This is a genomic window from Bradyrhizobium sp. BWC-3-1, assembly GCF_032917965.1.
GTDB lineage: Bacteria > Pseudomonadota > Alphaproteobacteria > Rhizobiales > Xanthobacteraceae > Bradyrhizobium > Bradyrhizobium canariense_D.
In genome coordinates, this window is record NZ_CP136625.1 from 3,114,852 (window position 1) to 3,130,820 (window position 15,969).

12 protein-coding genes and 1 pseudogene are annotated in these 15,969 nt (G+C 65.7%); 11 read left to right on the forward strand and 2 right to left on the reverse strand.

Translation table 11 applies throughout. The features are described from left to right. The first annotated feature begins 48 nt into the window (after nt 1-48). The 6 genes from rfaD to RX329_RS14925 all read left to right on the forward strand — a co-directional run bounded on the left by rfaD (nt 49) and on the right by RX329_RS14925 (nt 8,032). Nucleotides 49-1,029, forward strand: coding sequence for an ADP-glyceromanno-heptose 6-epimerase (gene rfaD / locus RX329_RS14900; RefSeq protein WP_247392502.1), 981 nt, complete (start codon nt 49-51; stop codon nt 1,027-1,029). An 11-nt stretch (nt 1,030-1,040) separates the two neighbouring features. Next, on the forward strand, nt 1,041-2,525 hold the full coding sequence (gene rfaE1, locus RX329_RS14905) for a D-glycero-beta-D-manno-heptose-7-phosphate kinase (RefSeq protein ID WP_317246077.1): 1,485 nt from the start codon (nt 1,041-1,043) through the stop codon (nt 2,523-2,525). Next, nucleotides 2,522-3,811, forward strand: a complete 1,290-nt coding sequence (locus tag RX329_RS14910; RefSeq protein WP_317246078.1) for an O-antigen ligase family protein — start codon at nt 2,522-2,524, stop codon at nt 3,809-3,811. Before rfaE1 ends, RX329_RS14910 begins: the two co-directional genes overlap by 4 nt. Before the next feature lie 140 nt (nt 3,812-3,951). Beyond that, nucleotides 3,952-5,865, forward strand: a complete 1,914-nt coding sequence (locus RX329_RS14915) for an SDR family NAD(P)-dependent oxidoreductase (RefSeq protein ID WP_317246079.1) — start codon at nt 3,952-3,954, stop codon at nt 5,863-5,865. 2 nt (nt 5,866-5,867) lie between these two features. Continuing rightward, nucleotides 5,868-7,088 (forward strand): glycosyltransferase family 4 protein, encoded by a 1,221-nt coding sequence (locus RX329_RS14920; RefSeq protein WP_317246080.1) that lies wholly within the window; start codon nt 5,868-5,870, stop codon nt 7,086-7,088. After that, the gene (locus tag RX329_RS14925) at nt 7,085-8,032 is read left to right on the forward strand and encodes an NAD-dependent epimerase/dehydratase family protein (protein WP_317246081.1); all 948 of its coding nucleotides are present in this window, start codon (nt 7,085-7,087) and stop codon (nt 8,030-8,032) included. The genes RX329_RS14920 and RX329_RS14925 overlap by 4 nt, the downstream gene beginning before the upstream one ends. On the opposite strand, the gene RX329_RS14930 is transcribed toward RX329_RS14925, so the two are convergent. Both RX329_RS14930 and RX329_RS14935 read right to left on the reverse strand, forming a co-directional pair. Then, nucleotides 8,020-9,039 carry a glycosyltransferase family 4 protein gene (locus tag RX329_RS14930; protein WP_317246082.1) on the reverse strand — a complete coding sequence of 340 codons (1,020 nt, stop codon included), beginning with the start codon at nt 9,037-9,039 and terminating at the stop codon, nt 8,020-8,022. The two genes, RX329_RS14925 and RX329_RS14930, sit on opposite strands and share 13 nt — an antisense overlap. Continuing rightward, nucleotides 9,036-9,995 carry a lysylphosphatidylglycerol synthase transmembrane domain-containing protein gene (locus RX329_RS14935; protein WP_317246083.1) on the reverse strand — a complete coding sequence of 320 codons (960 nt, stop codon included), beginning with the start codon at nt 9,993-9,995 and terminating at the stop codon, nt 9,036-9,038. The genes RX329_RS14930 and RX329_RS14935 overlap by 4 nt, the downstream gene beginning before the upstream one ends. 223 nt (nt 9,996-10,218) lie before the next feature. Between RX329_RS14935 and RX329_RS14940 the strand changes: the two are divergent. The 5 genes and pseudogenes from RX329_RS14940 to murJ form a co-directional block, all read left to right on the forward strand. Beyond that, nucleotides 10,219-10,488 (forward strand): annotated as a pseudogene (locus RX329_RS14940) (UDP-glucuronate 5-epimerase); the annotation flags it as partial. 7 nt (nt 10,489-10,495) lie between these two features. Then, nucleotides 10,496-11,908: a mannose-1-phosphate guanylyltransferase/mannose-6-phosphate isomerase gene (locus RX329_RS14945; RefSeq protein WP_317246084.1), complete on the forward strand. Its 1,413-nt coding sequence runs from the start codon at nt 10,496-10,498 to the stop codon at nt 11,906-11,908. Between the two features lie 184 nt (nt 11,909-12,092). Further along, on the forward strand, nt 12,093-13,097 hold the full coding sequence (locus RX329_RS14950) for a Gfo/Idh/MocA family protein (protein ID WP_026233387.1): 1,005 nt from the start codon (nt 12,093-12,095) through the stop codon (nt 13,095-13,097). 39 nt (nt 13,098-13,136) lie between these two features. Continuing rightward, nucleotides 13,137-14,288: a DegT/DnrJ/EryC1/StrS family aminotransferase gene (locus RX329_RS14955; RefSeq protein WP_317246416.1), complete on the forward strand. Its 1,152-nt coding sequence runs from the start codon at nt 13,137-13,139 to the stop codon at nt 14,286-14,288. Between the two features lie 43 nt (nt 14,289-14,331). After that, the gene (gene murJ / locus RX329_RS14960; protein ID WP_317246085.1) at nt 14,332-15,858 is read left to right on the forward strand and encodes a murein biosynthesis integral membrane protein MurJ; all 1,527 of its coding nucleotides are present in this window, start codon (nt 14,332-14,334) and stop codon (nt 15,856-15,858) included. The last annotated feature ends 111 nt before the right edge of the window (nt 15,859-15,969 follow it).

The following is a 15,969-nucleotide window of genomic DNA, read 5'->3' on the forward strand; positions in this document are numbered from 1 at the left end:
ACCGGGCCGCAAAACTTCGGGCAGGCGGAATCTGGCAGGGAAGTTGGAATGTTGCTGGTGACCGGCGGGGCCGGTTTTATCGGATCGAATGTCGTCGCCGCGCTGAACGAGGCCGGCCGCAGCGACGTGGTCGTCTGCGATTTCCTTGGCAACGAGGGCAAATGGCGCAACCTCGCCAAGCGGCAGCTTTTGGATATCGTGCCGCCAGCTGAGCTGCCGGACTGGCTGCAGGGCCGCAAGCTCGATGCCGTGATCCATCTCGGGGCGATTTCCGCGACCACCGCCACCGACGGCGACCTGGTGTTCGAGACCAATTTCCGCCTGTCTATGCGCCTCCTGGACTGGTGCACGGCGAATGCGGTGCCGTTGATCTACGCCTCCTCGGCGGCGACCTACGGCGACGGCGAGGCAGGATTTGACGACGATGCCTCGGTCGCTGCGTTGAAGAAACTGCGCCCGATGAACCTCTACGGCTGGAGCAAGCACCTGTTCGATCTTGCCGTCGCCGAGCGCGCTGCGAACGGCGAGAAGCTGCCGCCGCAATGGGCCGGACTGAAGTTCTTCAACGTGTTCGGCCCCAACGAATACCACAAGGGCTCGATGATGAGCGTTCTGGCGCGCCGCTTCGACGACGTCAAAGCGGGCCGCGTCGTGCAATTGTTCAAGTCGCATCGCGAGGGCATCGCCGACGGCGATCAGCGCCGCGATTTCATCTATGTCGACGACGTCGTGCGCGTGATCATGTGGCTGCTGGCAACGCCCTCGGTGTCCGGGCTGTTCAATGTCGGCACCGGCAAGGCACGCAGCTTCAGGGACCTGATGTTGGCGGCTTATGCTGCGCTCGGCGCCGGCCCCAACATCGAATACGTCGACATGCCCGAGCAGATCCGCGGCAGCTACCAGTACTTCACCCAGAGTGAGGTCGATCGCCTCCACCGCGCCGGCTACAATGGCGGTTTCACGACGCTCGAGGACGCGGTGAAGGCCTATGTCGGGGATTATCTCGACCGGCCCGACCGCTTCCGCTGAGGTCCATCACCATGCCGACGCCCATTCTCGATTTCGATGCCCTCGCGCAAGCCATCTCAGGCTGCACGGTGCTGTGCATCGGCGACATCATGCTGGACGAGTTCGTCTATGGCGAGGTGTCGCGGATATCACCGGAGGCGCCGGCGCCTGTCATCGCGGCCCAGCGCAGCGAGATCCATATCGGCGGCGCCGGCAATGTCGCGCGCAACGTCGCCGCGCTCGGCGCGCGCTGCATCTTCGTCGGCCTCGTCGGCGAGGACGAGGCGGGCAGGCAGCTCGCCTCGACGCTTGCGGAGCAGGGCGCCATCGAAAGCGTGCTGGTGTGCGATCCCTCGCGTCCGACCACGCGAAAAGTGCGTTTCGTCTCCGAGCATTTTTCCACGCATATGCTGCGTGCGGATTGGGAGCAGGCACAGCCTGCTTCCGATACGATCGAGACCAAGCTGATCGAAGCAATCCTGCCGCAGATCGCGCGCGCCGACATCGTGCTGCTGTCCGACTACGCCAAGGGCGTGCTGACCGCCCGCGTCCTCCGCCACACCATCGACGCCGCGCGAAAACTCGCTAAGCCCGTGATCGTCGATCCCAAAAGCGTAAACTGGGCGATCTATCGCGGCGCGACGCTGCTCACGCCCAATCGCAAGGAATTTTCGGAAGCGACCCGAAGCCGCGCCGACACGCCGCAGAGCATCGTCGATGCCAGCGAGGACGTGATGCGGCTCGCCGATTGCGAAGCGATCCTGGTCACCCAAGGCGAGCACGGCATGACGCTGGTGCCGCGCAACGGCGAGGCCGTTCACGTTCCGGCGTTTCCGGTCAAGGTGCGCGACGTCTCCGGCGCCGGCGACACCGTTGCCGCGGCGCTCGCGGTCTCGCTCGCCATCGGCGCGGACTGGGACACGGCGCTTCGCATGGCCAGTGCCGCGGCCGCCGTCGCGGTCGGCAAGCAGGGCACCGCCAGCGTGAGTGCGGCCGAGCTGAAACGAAAAATATTGCCGCATGCCTATCTCGCGGCCGAGGAGAAGATCGTGCTCGAGCCCGGCGCGCTCGACGCGCAACTCGCGGAATGGAAGAAGCAAGGCCAGCGCGTCGGCTTCACCAATGGCTGCTTCGACATCCTGCATCCCGGCCACGTCAAGGTGCTGACAGCGGCGCGCTCCGCCTGCGACCGCCTGATCGTGGGGCTGAACAGCGACGCCTCGGTACGGCGGCTGAAGGGCGCCGACCGCCCCGTTCAGGACGAGCGAGCGCGTGCGGAAGTGCTGGCGGCGCTCGAAGCCGTCGATCTCGTCGTTATTTTCGATGAGGATACGCCGATCGACCTGATCACCCGCATCAAGCCTAGCGCGCTGATCAAAGGGGGCGATTACACGCGCGAGCAGGTGGTCGGCCATGAGGTCGTCGAGGCCGCGGGCGGGACCGTGGTGCTGGTCGACATTCTCCAGGGCTTCAGCACGACGGCGCTGGTTCATCGCGCGCGGGGAGAGGGCAAGTGACGACGCTCGCCGGGGCGACGACCGGCCAGGTGCTGTGGCGGCGTCTGCGCAGTCCGGCGGCCTGGTCCGAGACGGTCGATCTGTTTGCGATCCTGACTGCGGCCTCGCTACCATGGTCGACGTCGCTTGCGGCGATATTCAATGTCCTGATGCTGCTCTGCATGGTGCCGTTCCTCGACGTCCGTGAGTTCCTGCAATCGCTCAAGCGTCCGATCTGTGCGGCGCCGGTTGCGCTGGTCCTGCTCGCGCTGGTCGGGACGCTGTGGTCGGACGCGGCCTGGGGGGCGCGCTTCTACGCGGTCAATCCGACCGTCAAGCTGCTGGTGCTGCCGATCCTGTTCTATCATTTTGCGCGCTCGCCGCGCGGACATTGGGTGTTTGTCGCCTTCCTAATGTCCTGCGCGCTGTTGTCGGTGATGTCCTGGCTCGTCGCCTTCTACCCAGACCTCGCGCTCAAATCCGACCGCGTCGAGCGCGGCATCTTCGTCAAGAACTACATCGACCAGAGCCAGGAGTTCACGCTCTGCGCGGTCGCGCTTGCCTATCCGATCGTGCAGTTGCTGCGCGAGAGGCGCTACTGGATCGCCGCGCTGCTCACGGCGCTTGCGCTCGCCTTCTTCGTCAACATGGTGTTCGTGGTGGTATCACGCACCGCGCTCCTCACCATTCCGATCCTGTTCGGTGTGTTTGCGTTGCTTCATCTGAGATGGCGCAGCATCGCGATCATCTCCGCCGCCCTGCTCGCGGGCGCGGTTCTCGCCTGGCAGGCCTCGCCGCAATTGCGCAAGACCGCCGACAGCTTTGCCAGCGATTACACGCGCTATGTCGAAAAAGGCGCGCCGACCTCGGCCGGCTTGCGGCTCGAATTCTGGCGAAAATCCCTCGGCTTCTTCGCGGAGGCGCCGGTCAAGGGGCACGGCACGGGCTCGACGCGCGGATTGTTCGAACGTGCCGCGACGCCGGGGGATGCTCAGTATCAGGCGTCCGCCGAGGTGATCGGCAACCCGCATAACCAGACGCTGAACGTGGCCGTGCAATGGGGCATCATCGGGGTCGCCGCTCTCTACGCCATCTGGATCCTGCATCTGCTGTTGTTTCGCGGCGACGGGCTCGCAAACTGGGTCGGCCTCCTGGTCGTGGTCCAGAACGTCTTCACCTCGCTGTTCAACTCCCATCTGTTCGACTTCCACGAGGGCTGGATGTACGTCATCGGTGTCGGCGTTGCCGGCGGGATGGTGATCCGGGCCCAGCAGGCCGAGACGAAGGCGGCGGAAGCCGGTTCCTGAGTGGCCGGCCGGATGGCAAGCCTTGACCGGCAAACCTTGACTGGCAAACCTTGACTGGCAAGCCTTGACTGGCATGTCCGGCCGAGATGGGTTATCAGCGCGGTCAGGTTGCACCTCAACGGATTTTCATCGGTCAGCGGATGACGCGTCTTTCGCATCTCACCTTGCGCAATGCCATGATCGCGCTCCACGACCTGCTGGCGACCACAGCGGCGCTGTTCGCCGCCTTCTATCTGCGCTTCGAGGGCGGCGACGGCTTCTTCGACCGCCTGCCGCTGCTGTTTCAGATCCTGCCCTATTTCCTCGCCTTCAGCGTGGTCGTGTGCTTCGTCTTCAACCTGACCACGACCAAATGGCGCTTCATCTCGCTGCCCGACGCGCTGAACATCATCCGCGTCGCGACCGTGCTCACGGTTGCGCTCCTGGCGCTCGACTACATCTTCGTCGCCCCCAACGTCCGCGGCGCCTTCTTCCTCGGCAAAGTGACCATCGTCCTCTACTGGTTCCTCGAGATCTCCTTCCTCAGCGCGTTGCGCATGGCCTACCGCTATTTCCGCTATACGCGGGTTCGGCGTCACGCCCGCACCGGTGATGCCGCGCCGACGCTGCTGATCGGCCGCGCCGCGGATGCCGAGGTGCTGTTGCGCGGAATCGAGAGCGGGGCGATCAAGCGCATCTGGCCGGTCGGCGTGCTCTCGCCGTCGAGTGCCGATCGCGGCCAGTTCATCCGCAACGTCCCGGTTCTGGGCGGCGTCGACGACATCGAGGATGTCATCGCCGACTTCACCAAGCGCGGCAAGCCGATCGCGCGCGTCGTGATGACGCCGACGGCATTCGAGCCGGAGGCCCATCCCGAATCGATCCTGATGCGGGCGCGCAAGCTCGGCGTGATCGTGAGCCGCATGCCCTCGCTCGAGAGCGGCGATACGCCACGGCTCACGGCCGTCGCCGTCGAGGACCTGCTGCTGCGGCCGAGCGAAAAGATCGACTATGCGCGGCTCGAGGCCCTGATCGAGGGCAAGGCGGTGATCGTCACCGGCGGAGGTGGCTCGATCGGTTCCGAGATCTGCGAGCGTGTCGTCGCGTTCGGCGCCGCGCGCCTTCTGATCGTGGAAAATTCCGAGCCGGCCCTCTACGCGATCACAGAAACGCTCGCGGCCCTCGGCACCGCTGCTTTGATCGAGGGGCGGATCGCCGACATCCGCGACCGCGAGCGCATCATGCGCCTGATGGCCGAGTTCAAGCCGGACATCGTGTTTCATGCCGCCGCGCTCAAGCACGTGCCGATCCTCGAGCGCGACTGGAGCGAGGGCGTCAAGACCAACATCTTCGGCTCGATCAACGTTGCCGATGCCGCGCACAGCGCCGGCGCCGAAGCCATGGTGATGATCTCGACCGACAAGGCGATCGAGCCGGTGTCGATGCTCGGCCTCACCAAGCGCTTCGCCGAGATGTATTGCCAGGCGCTCGACCATGATCTTGCGGCAGGTCACGGCGGCGCCAGGCGGTCGATGCGGCTGATCTCGGTCCGGTTCGGCAACGTGCTGGCGTCGAACGGCTCGGTGGTGCCGAAGTTCAAGGCCCAGATCGATGCCGGCGGTCCCGTGACGGTCACGCATCCCGACATGGTCCGCTACTTCATGACCATCCGCGAGGCCTGCGATCTCGTCATCACGGCGGCAACGCATGCGCTCGGAACGCGGCGTTCGGACGTGTCGGTCTACGTGCTCAACATGGGCCAGCCGGTGAAGATCGTCGATCTCGCCGAGCGCATGATCCGTCTGTCGGGCCTGCAACCCGGCTACGACATCGAAATCGTGTTCACGGGCATGCGGCCCGGCGAACGCCTGCACGAAATCCTGTTCGCCTCCGAGGAGCCGACCCGCGAGATCGGGGTCGCCGGAATCATGGCGGCGCAGCCGAACGAGCCGCCGATGCAGACGCTGCGCAAATGGATTGCGGCGCTGGAGCAGGCGATCGCGCGCGACGATCGGGCCACCATCAGGACCATCCTGAAGGACGCGATTCCGGAATTCGGGTCGACCGCGGCCTGATCATGCAGCCTCGAGGCAAGATCGTCGTGGCGAGCCAGCATTACCCGCCTGATCCGAGCACGACCGCGGCGATCATGGCCGAGATCGCCTGCCGCATCGCCGGGGATCACGACGTCGTGGTGCTGTCGGGCTCACCGGGCGCGTTGCCGGCCTCGCAGACCGGCCCGGGCAAGCCGCGGGTCGTCGCCGTCAAGAACCGGATGGCGGGCAAGGCGGCGCTGGTGCGGCGCGGCGCCTCCGAGCTGCTGTTCGCGGTGCGCACGTTCCTGGCGTTGACACGGGAGCTGAGGCGAGGCGACGTCGTGCTCACCGTCACCGCACCGTTCATGCTGCCTTTCGCCGTCGCGGCGGCGGCGAGGCTGAAGGGTGCGCGTTCGGCGCTGATCATGCACGACCTCTTCCCGGACGTGCTGGTGATGGCGGGCCTGCTGAAGCCCGGTTCGATCATCACCATGACGATGCGCGCCGCCAACGGCCTGATGTTCCGCGCGCTCAATGCCGTCATCACCATCGGCCGCGATGCGGAACGGCCGCTACTGAGCTATTCCGGCATGACGCGGAACAAGATCCGCTTCATCCCGAACTGGGCGACGCTCGTGGCCGCACCCCGGCCGGTGACGGCGGATAATCCGTTCCGCAAAGCGCTCTCGGCGGGTTTCGTTGTCGGCCTGTCGGGCAATCTCGGCTTCACCCATGATCCGGAGATCGTGTTCGAGGCGGCGCGTCTTTTGAGGGCCGAGCCTGACATCCACTTCCTGCTCTCCGGCTGGGGCATCGGCTTCGAGCGGTTGAAGCAGTTGCAGACTGAGGCGAGCTTGCCCAATGTCTCCTTCGTGGGGCGGGTCGAGGATGCCGAGCTCGAGGCATTCCTGGCGGCGGCCAATCTCTGGATCATTCCGTACCGAAAGGACGTTGCGGGGGTGTCGGTGCCGAGCCGGTTCTACAATCTGCTGGCGGTCGGCCGTCCCGTGGTGCTGGTCTCGGAGCCGGAGGCCGAGGCTGCGTTGACCGTGGTGGAGAACGGGCTGGGCTGGGTCGTGACGCCCGGTCGTGCCGATCAACTGGCCGAGGCGATCCGCGCGGCGTCTCGCTCCGACGCAGTCGCCATGGCGGAGCGCGCGGTGACGGCGGCGGCGAAGTTCGATCGCGTCACCGCGATGAACGCCTATGCTACCCTGGTCGACGAATTGTTGCGCAACCCCGAACTGGCGGAGCAACGATGAACGAGCGCAAGCCAGTCGTTTTGGTGACGGGTGCGAACGGTTTCGTCGGCCGTCATGTCGTGCCCGCACTGGCGCGCGAGGGGTGGTCGGTCCGCCGCGCGGTGCGCAGATCGGAAGGCAGGGACGACGAGGTCGTGATCGAAACGATCGGGCCCGAAACCGACTGGCAGGCGGCGCTTGAAGGCGTCGATGCCGTCGTTCATCTCGCCGCGCGGGTGCATCACAAGCACGAAGAGCATGCGGTCCAGCTCTACCGCAACGTCAACATCGCCGGCACGCTGCAGCTGGCGCGCAGCGCGGCGACGGCCGGCGTGCGCCAGTTCATCTTCATCAGCACGGTTCTCGTGCACGGTCGCAGCAATGAGGGCCGCGCGCCGTTCAGCGAGGACGATGTCCTGACGCCGCGCGGTCTCTACGGCATGTCCAAGGCCGCGGCCGAAGCGGGCTTGAAGACGCTGGCGCGCGACAGCGCCATGAAGGTCTCGGTGATCAGGCCGCCGCTGGTCTATGGTGCGGGCGCCAAGGGCAATTTCGCGCTGCTGACGCGTGCCGTGAGCCTCGGGCTGCCGCTGCCCTTTGCCACGATCCGCAATCACCGCGCCTTCCTTGCCGTGCAGAACCTGTCGTCGTTCATCCTGCGCCGGCTCTCTCAGCCAGACCCCGCGAGCAATTTCGAGATCTTCCTGGTGGCCGATATCGAGCAGGTCTCGACGCCCGAGTTCATCGCGCGTCTGGCCAAGGCTGCCGGCAAGAACTCGCGGCTGTTTGGCATGCCGCCGGACCTGCTCGGGACGCTGCTGAGAGTGATGGGCCGGCAGGATACGCATGACAGCCTGATCGGCTCGCTCGAGCTCAACCTCGCCAAGGCGATTGCGACCGGGTGGCAGCCCCAGGTGTCTCTCGACGAGGGGCTGCGGCTGGCGCTGGTGGCTCAGGACGCCTGACGGCGGGAGAACCGCCGCAGCACGATGCCGATCGCGATTGCGCCCGCCAGCAGCGCGGTCAGCGTGATCGTCAGCGAGCCGGCGCGAGCGGTGGCGATGGCAAGCCCCGCGAGCACGAGATTGAGCGCGAACACCTCGCCGATCACGCGGGAGACCGTGAAGCCGTGGTCGGTGGCGCGCTGGTAGAAATGCGAGCGATGCGCCGACCAGAATTGCTCGCGCCTGGTGATGCGCCGGAACAGCGTGATGGTGGAATCCACGAGGTAATAGGCCGGCAGCAACAGCGCCGCGGCGGGCTGCCCGCGCCAAGCGAGCTCGAGCAGGCACCAGCCGAGCAAAAGGCCGATCGGCAGGCTGCCAACATCGCCCAGGAAGACTTTTGCGACCGGCTTGTTGAACGGCGCAAAGCCGAGCATGGCGCCGCACAGCGCCGCGGCGATCAGCGCGGCCGGCCACGACAGATCGCCGAGCAGTCCCAGCAGCAGCAGCGCCGCGGTGACGGGCACCACTTCCGCCACCGTCATCAGGTCGAGCCCGTCCATGAAGTTGACGAGGTTCACGAACCACACGCCCGCCAGCAGGATCAGTCCGCGCTCCAGCGCGAGCGGCAGCGCCGGCACGATGCGCGCGGTCTCGGGCGTGGTGAACACGACGGCGCCGACGGCTGCGGCCTGCAGCACGAGCCGTACCAGCACCGGCAGCGACTTGATGTCGTCGGCAAATCCGACCACGGCGATCAAGACCGTCGCAGCGATCAGCGCCGGCGGAATCGCGACGTTCGCCCAGACTGCCCAGGCTGATGCGACCAGCAGCGTCGCTGATATCACGGCGATGCCCGCACCCTGCGGGGTCGGGATGCGATGAGAGGACCGCGCGTTGGGCCGCGCCAATGCGTAACGCTGGAGCAGGGGGCGGCTGGTCCAGGTGATGACGCCCGACACCAGCGCGGCAATCGCAACGGCAAGCAGCGAGGGGACGGCGCCGAGCGCATCGATGGCCGCGTTCACTGCGGCACCCCGAGCGGCGCCGATCCCTGCGCGGCTTTCTCGGCGCTGAGAATCCAGACCAGACCGCCGATCGCGCCGACGATGAAGTACACGGCGCCGAACAGCAGCGAGACGTTGACGCCCTCGTTCGCGGCCAGGCCCGCGAAGCCGAACGCGAGGCCCATGGTGGCTTCCCGCACGCCCCAGCCGGCGATCGAGATCGGCATCATCGTGATCAGCATCACCGGTGGCACCAGCATAAAGACGTCGCTGAATCCGACCGGCGCGGCGATCGACTGCACGACGCACCAGGCGACCACGACGGCCAGCACATGCACGGCGAGCGACAGGATCACGACGGCCGGTCCGCGCGAGCGGCTGAAGATCACGCGGTTGGCGATCACGGCACAGGCGTGGATGTGGTGCGTGGCCCACCAGGTTTTCAGCCAGTGCCATTTCAGCGCGCCGAAGACCAGGAAGCCGAGGCCACCCGCGAGCGCCGCGAGGTCGACGAGCAGCAGCGCCGAGCGCCCGTGCGGATCGGCGATGAGGCCGTAGCTCCAGGGCAGGCTCGCGACGATCATGATCGCGAGCGCGATCAAACCGATCGCGCGGTCGACGAAGATCGAGTAGGTCGCAGCGCGCCAGCCGGCGCCGGCGCGCGCGACGAGCCACAGCCGGACCGCATCGCCGCCGATCGCCGAGGGCAGGGTCTGATTGAAGAACGATCCGATTACGTTGTAGCGCATGGCCCGGCCGAGCTCGAGCGGGGCGCCGCATGCGGCGCTGATCTCGCGCCAACGCAACACGCCGACGAAGATTTGCAGGAACGTGACGGCGATCGCCAAGCCGATCCAGAACAGGCTGGTCACGGTGAAGCGCGAAAACAGTTCGGACAGATCGACCTTGCGTAGCGCCATGTATAGCAGCGCTCCGGAAATCAGGATCTTGGCCGTCGACAGCAGGATTCGGCGCATTTCGCCCGCATGAACAAGGGTTTTGAAGCAACCCGACGCAAGGCGCCGAATTCGGCCGCTTTGGTATGGTTTTGGCGCCGATCTTGCAATAGCGGTGATCAGGAGCCCGCATGCAGGGCGGCGGGGCTATTGCGGCCCCGTCGATGCGGAGGCTAAAGAGGCGCCGCGGGCGGAAGATCGAGCGACGGATCGGGCGAAGCGGTCCTTGGGAACAGGATGAGGGATCACCGCAGATCGTCCGGCTGCCGCAAATGCGCCGTCTAAGGTCTACAATGTCGGCAACCACAACCCGGAAGAGCTGATGCACGTCGTCGGAGTTCTGGAGCCGGAGCTGGGTCGGACGGCGATCAAAGAATTGCTGCCGAGAGACCTTTTGGAAACGTTCGCGGATGTCGAGGATCTGATGCGGGATACCGGCTTTGCACCGTCAACGCCGATCGCGCACGGAATTCGTAATTTTGTCACCTGGTATCGGAACGACCTCAAGGTTTGAAATGACGATGGACAAACGCATTATCCCCCTGATCATGTGCGGCGGTGCCGGAACGCGGCTGTGGCCGGCTTCGCGCGAGGTGCGCCCCAAGCAGTTCCTGCCGCTGTTCGGCACGCGCTCGACCTTCCAGGACACGCTGTTGCGCGTCTCGGAAGCCTCGCTGTTCGATCGCCCGATCGTCATCACCAATGCCTCCTACCGCTTCATGGTGCTGGAGCAGCTCGCGGAAATCGGCATCGAGGCCGACGTGATCCTGGAGCCGATGCGGCGCGATTCCGGCCCGGCGATCGCCGCGGGCGCGGTGTTCGCGCAGAACCGCGCCAGTGAGGCGATCGTGCTCGCGCTCGCCGCCGACCACGTGGTGCAGGACAATGCCGCGTTCGTCGCGGCGTGCCGCCAGGGCCTCACCGCCGCGAGCGCCGGGCGCATCGTCACGTTCGGCGTCAAGCCGGAGCGGCCGGCGACCGAATACGGCTATATCAGCCCGGGCGAGGTCATTTCCGGCGAGGTGCACGCGGTCGCGCGCTTCGTCGAGAAGCCGGATGCGGTGAAGGCAGCCGACTATGTCAATTCCGGCTATCTCTGGAACAGCGGCAACTTCATGTTCCCGGCCAGCGTCCTGCTCGACGAATACCGCAAGGTCGATGCGGCGAGCGTGGAGACCATCTCCAATGCCGTGACCAATGCCGGTCGCGATCTCGGCTTCGTGACGCTGGAGCCCGAGGCGTTCGGCGCGGCCAAGGCGATCTCGATCGACTATGCGGTGATGGAGAAGACCGCGCGCGCCGCGGTGGTGCCGGTGTCGTGCGGCTGGTCCGACGTCGGCTCCTGGCACGCAGTGTGGGAATTGTCGGACAAGGACGCGCAAGGCAATGCTTCGCATGGCGCCGCCGTGTTCGAGGATAGCCGCAATTGCAACGTCACCACCGACTCTGCGCTGGTCGCGCTCGAAGGTGTCGACGATCTCATCGTGGTGGCGACCGCGGACGCAGTGCTGGTCTCGCGTCAGAAGGATGCCAACGGGCTGAAGCGGCTGGTCACGAAACTCAAGGCGGTCGCGCCGAAGGTCACCGAGGAGCACCTCAAGGTACATCGGCCCTGGGGCAGCTACCAGTCGGTCGACAATGGCGAGCGCCACCAGGTCAAGCGCATCGTGGTGAAGCCGGGCGGGCGTCTGTCGCTGCAGAAGCACCATCATCGCGCCGAGCACTGGATCGTGGTCCGCGGCACAGCCCGCGTCACCGTCAACGAGACCGTCAAAAGCGTGCACGAGAACGAGTCCATCTACATCCCGATGGGCGCGGTACACCGGATGGAGAATCCCGGTAAAATCATGCTGGAGCTGATCGAGGTCCAGACGGGAAGCTATCTCGGGGAAGACGACATCATCCGGATTGAAGACGACTATCAAAGGTCGTAACCAGCACACTCCGAATCACGCGCCCCGGGCCAAAAGAGTGGTCTCTTCCAGAGGCTTAAGGCCCGGGGAACGTGTAACTTTTTGAATCAAATCGTGTCCGGACCGCTAGCTCCGCATTCGCCACAAATGTGGCGTCCGTGCTAGAAGCGCCCCGGGGATTTGCGTTGAATCGGGGTTTGCTCAAATGAGTTCCACAGGATCTGCACCGGCAAAAGCCGGCTTGCGCGTCGGCGTCATTGGCGCCGGCGTGATGGGCAGCAACCACGCGCGCGTGCTCGCGGGTCTTCCCGGCGTCAGCCTCGTCGGCGTCGTCGATCCTTCGCCGGCACATCGCACGCGGGCGATGGAGCTTGCCAATTGCGCGAGCTTTGAGACGCTCGACCAGCTCTTGGCCGAAGGCGTCGATGCCGTCACCATTGCGGCGCCGACTCATCTGCATCACGAGGTCTCGCTCGCCTGCATCGCCAAGAACATCCACGTGATGGTCGAGAAGCCGATTGCGTCCACGGTCGCGGAAGGCCGCGAGATCGTCACGGCTGCGCAAAAGGCCGGCGTGACGCTGATGGTCGGCCATGTCGAGCGCTTCAATCCAGCCGTTGCCGCCGTCAAGCAGGCGATCGCGGGCGAGGATATTCTGTCGATCGCGATCACGCGCGTCGGCCCATTCCCGCCGCGCATGTCCAATGTCGGCGTCGTCATCGATCTTGCCGTGCACGACATCGATCTCATCCGCTGGTTCACCGAGTCCGACATCGTCGAGGTGCAGCCGCAATTGTCGAGTGCGGTCGCCGAGCGCGAGGACATCGCGCTCTTGCAGTTCCGCACCGCCAACGGCGTGCTCGCGCACATCAACACCAACTGGCTGACGCCGTTCAAGGCGCGCAGCGTCACGGTCGCGACCCGCGGCAAATACGTGATGGGCGATCTCCTGACGCGCCAGGTCACCGAATGTTTCGGCTTCAAGCCTGACGGCAGCTATTCGATGCGGCATCTTCCGGTCGGCCATGACGAGCCGCTCCGCGCCGAACTGATCGCGTTCCTCAAGGCCGTGCGCAACGGCGAGACGCCGGCGGTCACCGGTGACGAAGGCGTCGCCAGCCTTGAGATCGCGACGCAGTGCCTGGAAACGCCGTCGCGGCCCGCCGCCAAGTCGTCCGCCCTCAAGGGCCCGCGCCGCGTCGCCGGCTGATCCCATTCCATGTTGACCGATCAAAACCCGCAAGGCGCCATGAACCAGCATCTGCGTTCCGAACCCATTCCCTTCATCGACGTCGCCTCGCAGCGCCGCCGGCTCGGCGACTCGCTCGATGCCGCCGTGAAGCGCGTTCTCGATCATTGTCAGTTCGTCAACGGCCCTGAAGTCGCCGAGCTCGAGAAGCAGCTTGCGGCCTATTGCGGCGCCAAGCACGTCATCGGCTGCGCCAGCGGCACCGATGCGATCCTGATGGTGATGATGGCGAAGAATGTCGGGCCGGGCGACGCCGTGCTGTGTCCGTCCTTCACCTTCATCGCGACGGCTTCGCCCGTGGCCCGGACCGGCGCGACGCCGGTTTATGTCGACGTCGACGAGACCACCTTCAACATGAGCCCGGAATCGCTCAAGCGCGGCATCGCGACCGCCCGCAAGGCCGGCCTCAAGCCGGTCGCGGTGATTCCGGTCGATTTGTTCGGCCAGCCGGCCGATCACGACGCCATCGCGGAGATCGCCAAGGCCGAAGGCCTGTTCGTGCTCGATGACGCTGCGCAGGGTTTTGGCGCGAGCTACAAGGGCCGCAAGCTCGGCACCTTTGGGCTCGCCACTGCGACCAGCTTCTTTCCCGCGAAGCCGCTCGGCTGCTTCGGTGACGGCGGCGCGATCTTCACCGATGACGATGAGCTCGCGGCGACGCTGCGCAGCATCCGCGTGCACGGGCAGGGCGTCGACAAATACGACAACGTCCGCCTCGGCCTGACCGGCAGGCTCGACACCATGCAGGCCGCGATCCTGATCGAGAAGCTGAAGATCTTCGACGACGAGATCGCCGCCCGCAACAAGGTCGCGGAGCGCTACGCACGCGGTCTCAGCAATGTGGTCACGGTGCCGCGCGTGGCGCGCGGCAATACGTCGGTCTGGGCGCAGTACACGATCCGCCTCCCTGAGGGTACCGACCGCGACGGCTTTGCCGCCGCGCTGAAGGCCCAGGGCGTGCCGACGGCGATCTACTACGGCAAGTCGATGCATCAGCAGACGGCCTACAAGCAGTACCCGGTCGCCGAGGGCGGCCTGCCGGGCTGCGAGAGCCTGTCGCAGGACGTCATCAGCCTGCCGATGCATGCCTATTTGACCGAAGCCGATCAGGAGCGAATCATCGCGGCCGTGCGCGGCGCGCTTTCAGCCTGATTTCCCCGTTTTGCTGCGCGAGCTCTTCCTTTAGAAGGGAACGATGCTCGGACGTATCTTCACGGTTGGTGGCTACACGCTGCTCTCGCGGCTGACGGGATTTGCCCGCGACATCATGCTTGCGGCGATTCTCGGCGCCGGCCCCGTGGCCGACGCCTTTTTCGTGGCGCTGCGGCTGCCCAACCATTTCCGTGCGATCTTCGCCGAGGGCGCCTTCAACGCCGCCTGGGTGCCGGCCTATGCGCACGTGCACGGTGAGCGCGGGGAGGGGGCGGCAAGATTGTTCGCCGACCGCATCTTCACGCTGCTGCTGGCCTCGCAGGTGGTGCTGCTGATCGTCGCCTGGGTGTTCATGCCGCAGGCCATGAGCATTTTGGCGCCCGGCTTTTCCGAGGACGCCGAGCAGCGCAAGCTCGCGATCGAGCTGACCCGGATCACCTTTCCCTATCTACTGCTGATCACGCTGGTGACGCTCTATGGCGGCATGCTCAACGTGATGCAGCGCTTTGCGAGCGCCGCAGCCGCGTCGATCTTCCTCAACATCTCGATGATGATGACGCTGGCGCTCGCCGCATGGTTTCCCGGCGCGGGCCACGCTGCCGCCTGGGGTGTCCTGATCTCGGGTTTTTTGCAGTATTTCCTGCTCGCCGGCGATCTCGCCCGCCATGGCGGCCTGCCGCGCTTTGCGCCGCTCAAGCTCGACGAAGACGTCCGCGCATTCTTTAAAGCACTCGGGCCGGCGACGCTGGGCTCGATGGGCACGCAGCTCGCGCTGTTTGCCGACACCATCATCGCGACTTTCCTGCCGGCGGGCGCGCTGTCGGCGCTGTATTACGCCGACCGTCTCAACCAGCTCCCGATCGGCGTGATCGGCATTGCCATCGGCACGGTGCTGCTGCCGGAGATGTCGCGGCGGATCACGGCCAACGACCAAGACGGTGCGATGAAGGCGCAGCGCCGCGCGTTCGATTTCACGCTGCTGTTCTCGGTGCCGTTCGTCGCCGCCTTCCTCACCGTGCCCGACGCGATCATGCGCGCGCTGTTCGCCCGTGGTGCGTTCTCGAAAGCCGATGCCGCCGCTGCCGGCGCCACGCTCGCGGCCTATGCCATCGGCCTGATCCCCTTCGTACTGATCCGCAGCGCGGTCGCGACCTTCTACGCGCGCAAGGACACGGCGACGCCGGTGCGGGCGTCGCTGACCGGCATCGCGGTCAACGTCGCCTTGAAAATTGCCTTGATGGGATCGCTGGCCCAGATCGGGCTTGCGCTGGCCACTGCCGTCGGCGTCTGGACCAACCTGCTACTGGTGCTGTTCTTCGCGGTGCGGCGAGGCTTTCTCGTGCCGGACCGCGCCTGGCTGTTGTCGCTCGCCAAATTCCTGCTGACCGGGCTCATCCTGGCCGCCGCCTTCTGGCTCATCGCGCGCTTCAGCAGTCCTTCGTTGGGCTCGATGCACTTCCGGGACGAACTGACGCTGCTTCTGCTGGCCGTCGGAGGTACGGTCGTCTATGCGCTCGCCATCCTTGCGCTGTTCGGGCGCCGCTGGCTGGTCTCACTGGTGCGGGGTTAACTTTTTCATATTTTCAACGCATTGACGGCTCGAGCTTGTCGGCACGGGCCAGTCTCGATCGTCCTTGGATGGACACATCTCGGAAGTGCGGCGGATGGACCCTGCACACGT

Bases quoted from the DNA above. Each gene is read 5' to 3' on its own strand.
- rfaE1 (WP_317246077.1), top strand. From the start codon at position 1,041: ATGCCGACGCCCATTCTCGATTTCGATGCCCTCGCGCAAGCCATCTCA.
- RX329_RS14935 (WP_317246083.1), bottom strand. From the start codon at position 9,995: ATGCGCCGAATCCTGCTGTCGACGGCCAAGATCCTGATTTCCGGAGCG.
- RX329_RS14955 (WP_317246416.1), top strand. From the start codon at position 13,137: ATGAACCAGCATCTGCGTTCCGAACCCATTCCCTTCATCGACGTCGCC.
- rfaD (WP_247392502.1), top strand. From the start codon at position 49: ATGTTGCTGGTGACCGGCGGGGCCGGTTTTATCGGATCGAATGTCGTC.
- RX329_RS14945 (WP_317246084.1), top strand. From the start codon at position 10,496: ATGGACAAACGCATTATCCCCCTGATCATGTGCGGCGGTGCCGGAACG.
- RX329_RS14915 (WP_317246079.1), top strand. From the start codon at position 3,952: ATGACGCGTCTTTCGCATCTCACCTTGCGCAATGCCATGATCGCGCTC.
- murJ (WP_317246085.1), top strand. From the start codon at position 14,332: ATGCTCGGACGTATCTTCACGGTTGGTGGCTACACGCTGCTCTCGCGG.
- RX329_RS14920 (WP_317246080.1), top strand. From the start codon at position 5,868: ATGCAGCCTCGAGGCAAGATCGTCGTGGCGAGCCAGCATTACCCGCCT.
- RX329_RS14925 (WP_317246081.1), top strand. From the start codon at position 7,085: ATGAACGAGCGCAAGCCAGTCGTTTTGGTGACGGGTGCGAACGGTTTC.
- RX329_RS14950 (WP_026233387.1), top strand. From the start codon at position 12,093: ATGAGTTCCACAGGATCTGCACCGGCAAAAGCCGGCTTGCGCGTCGGC.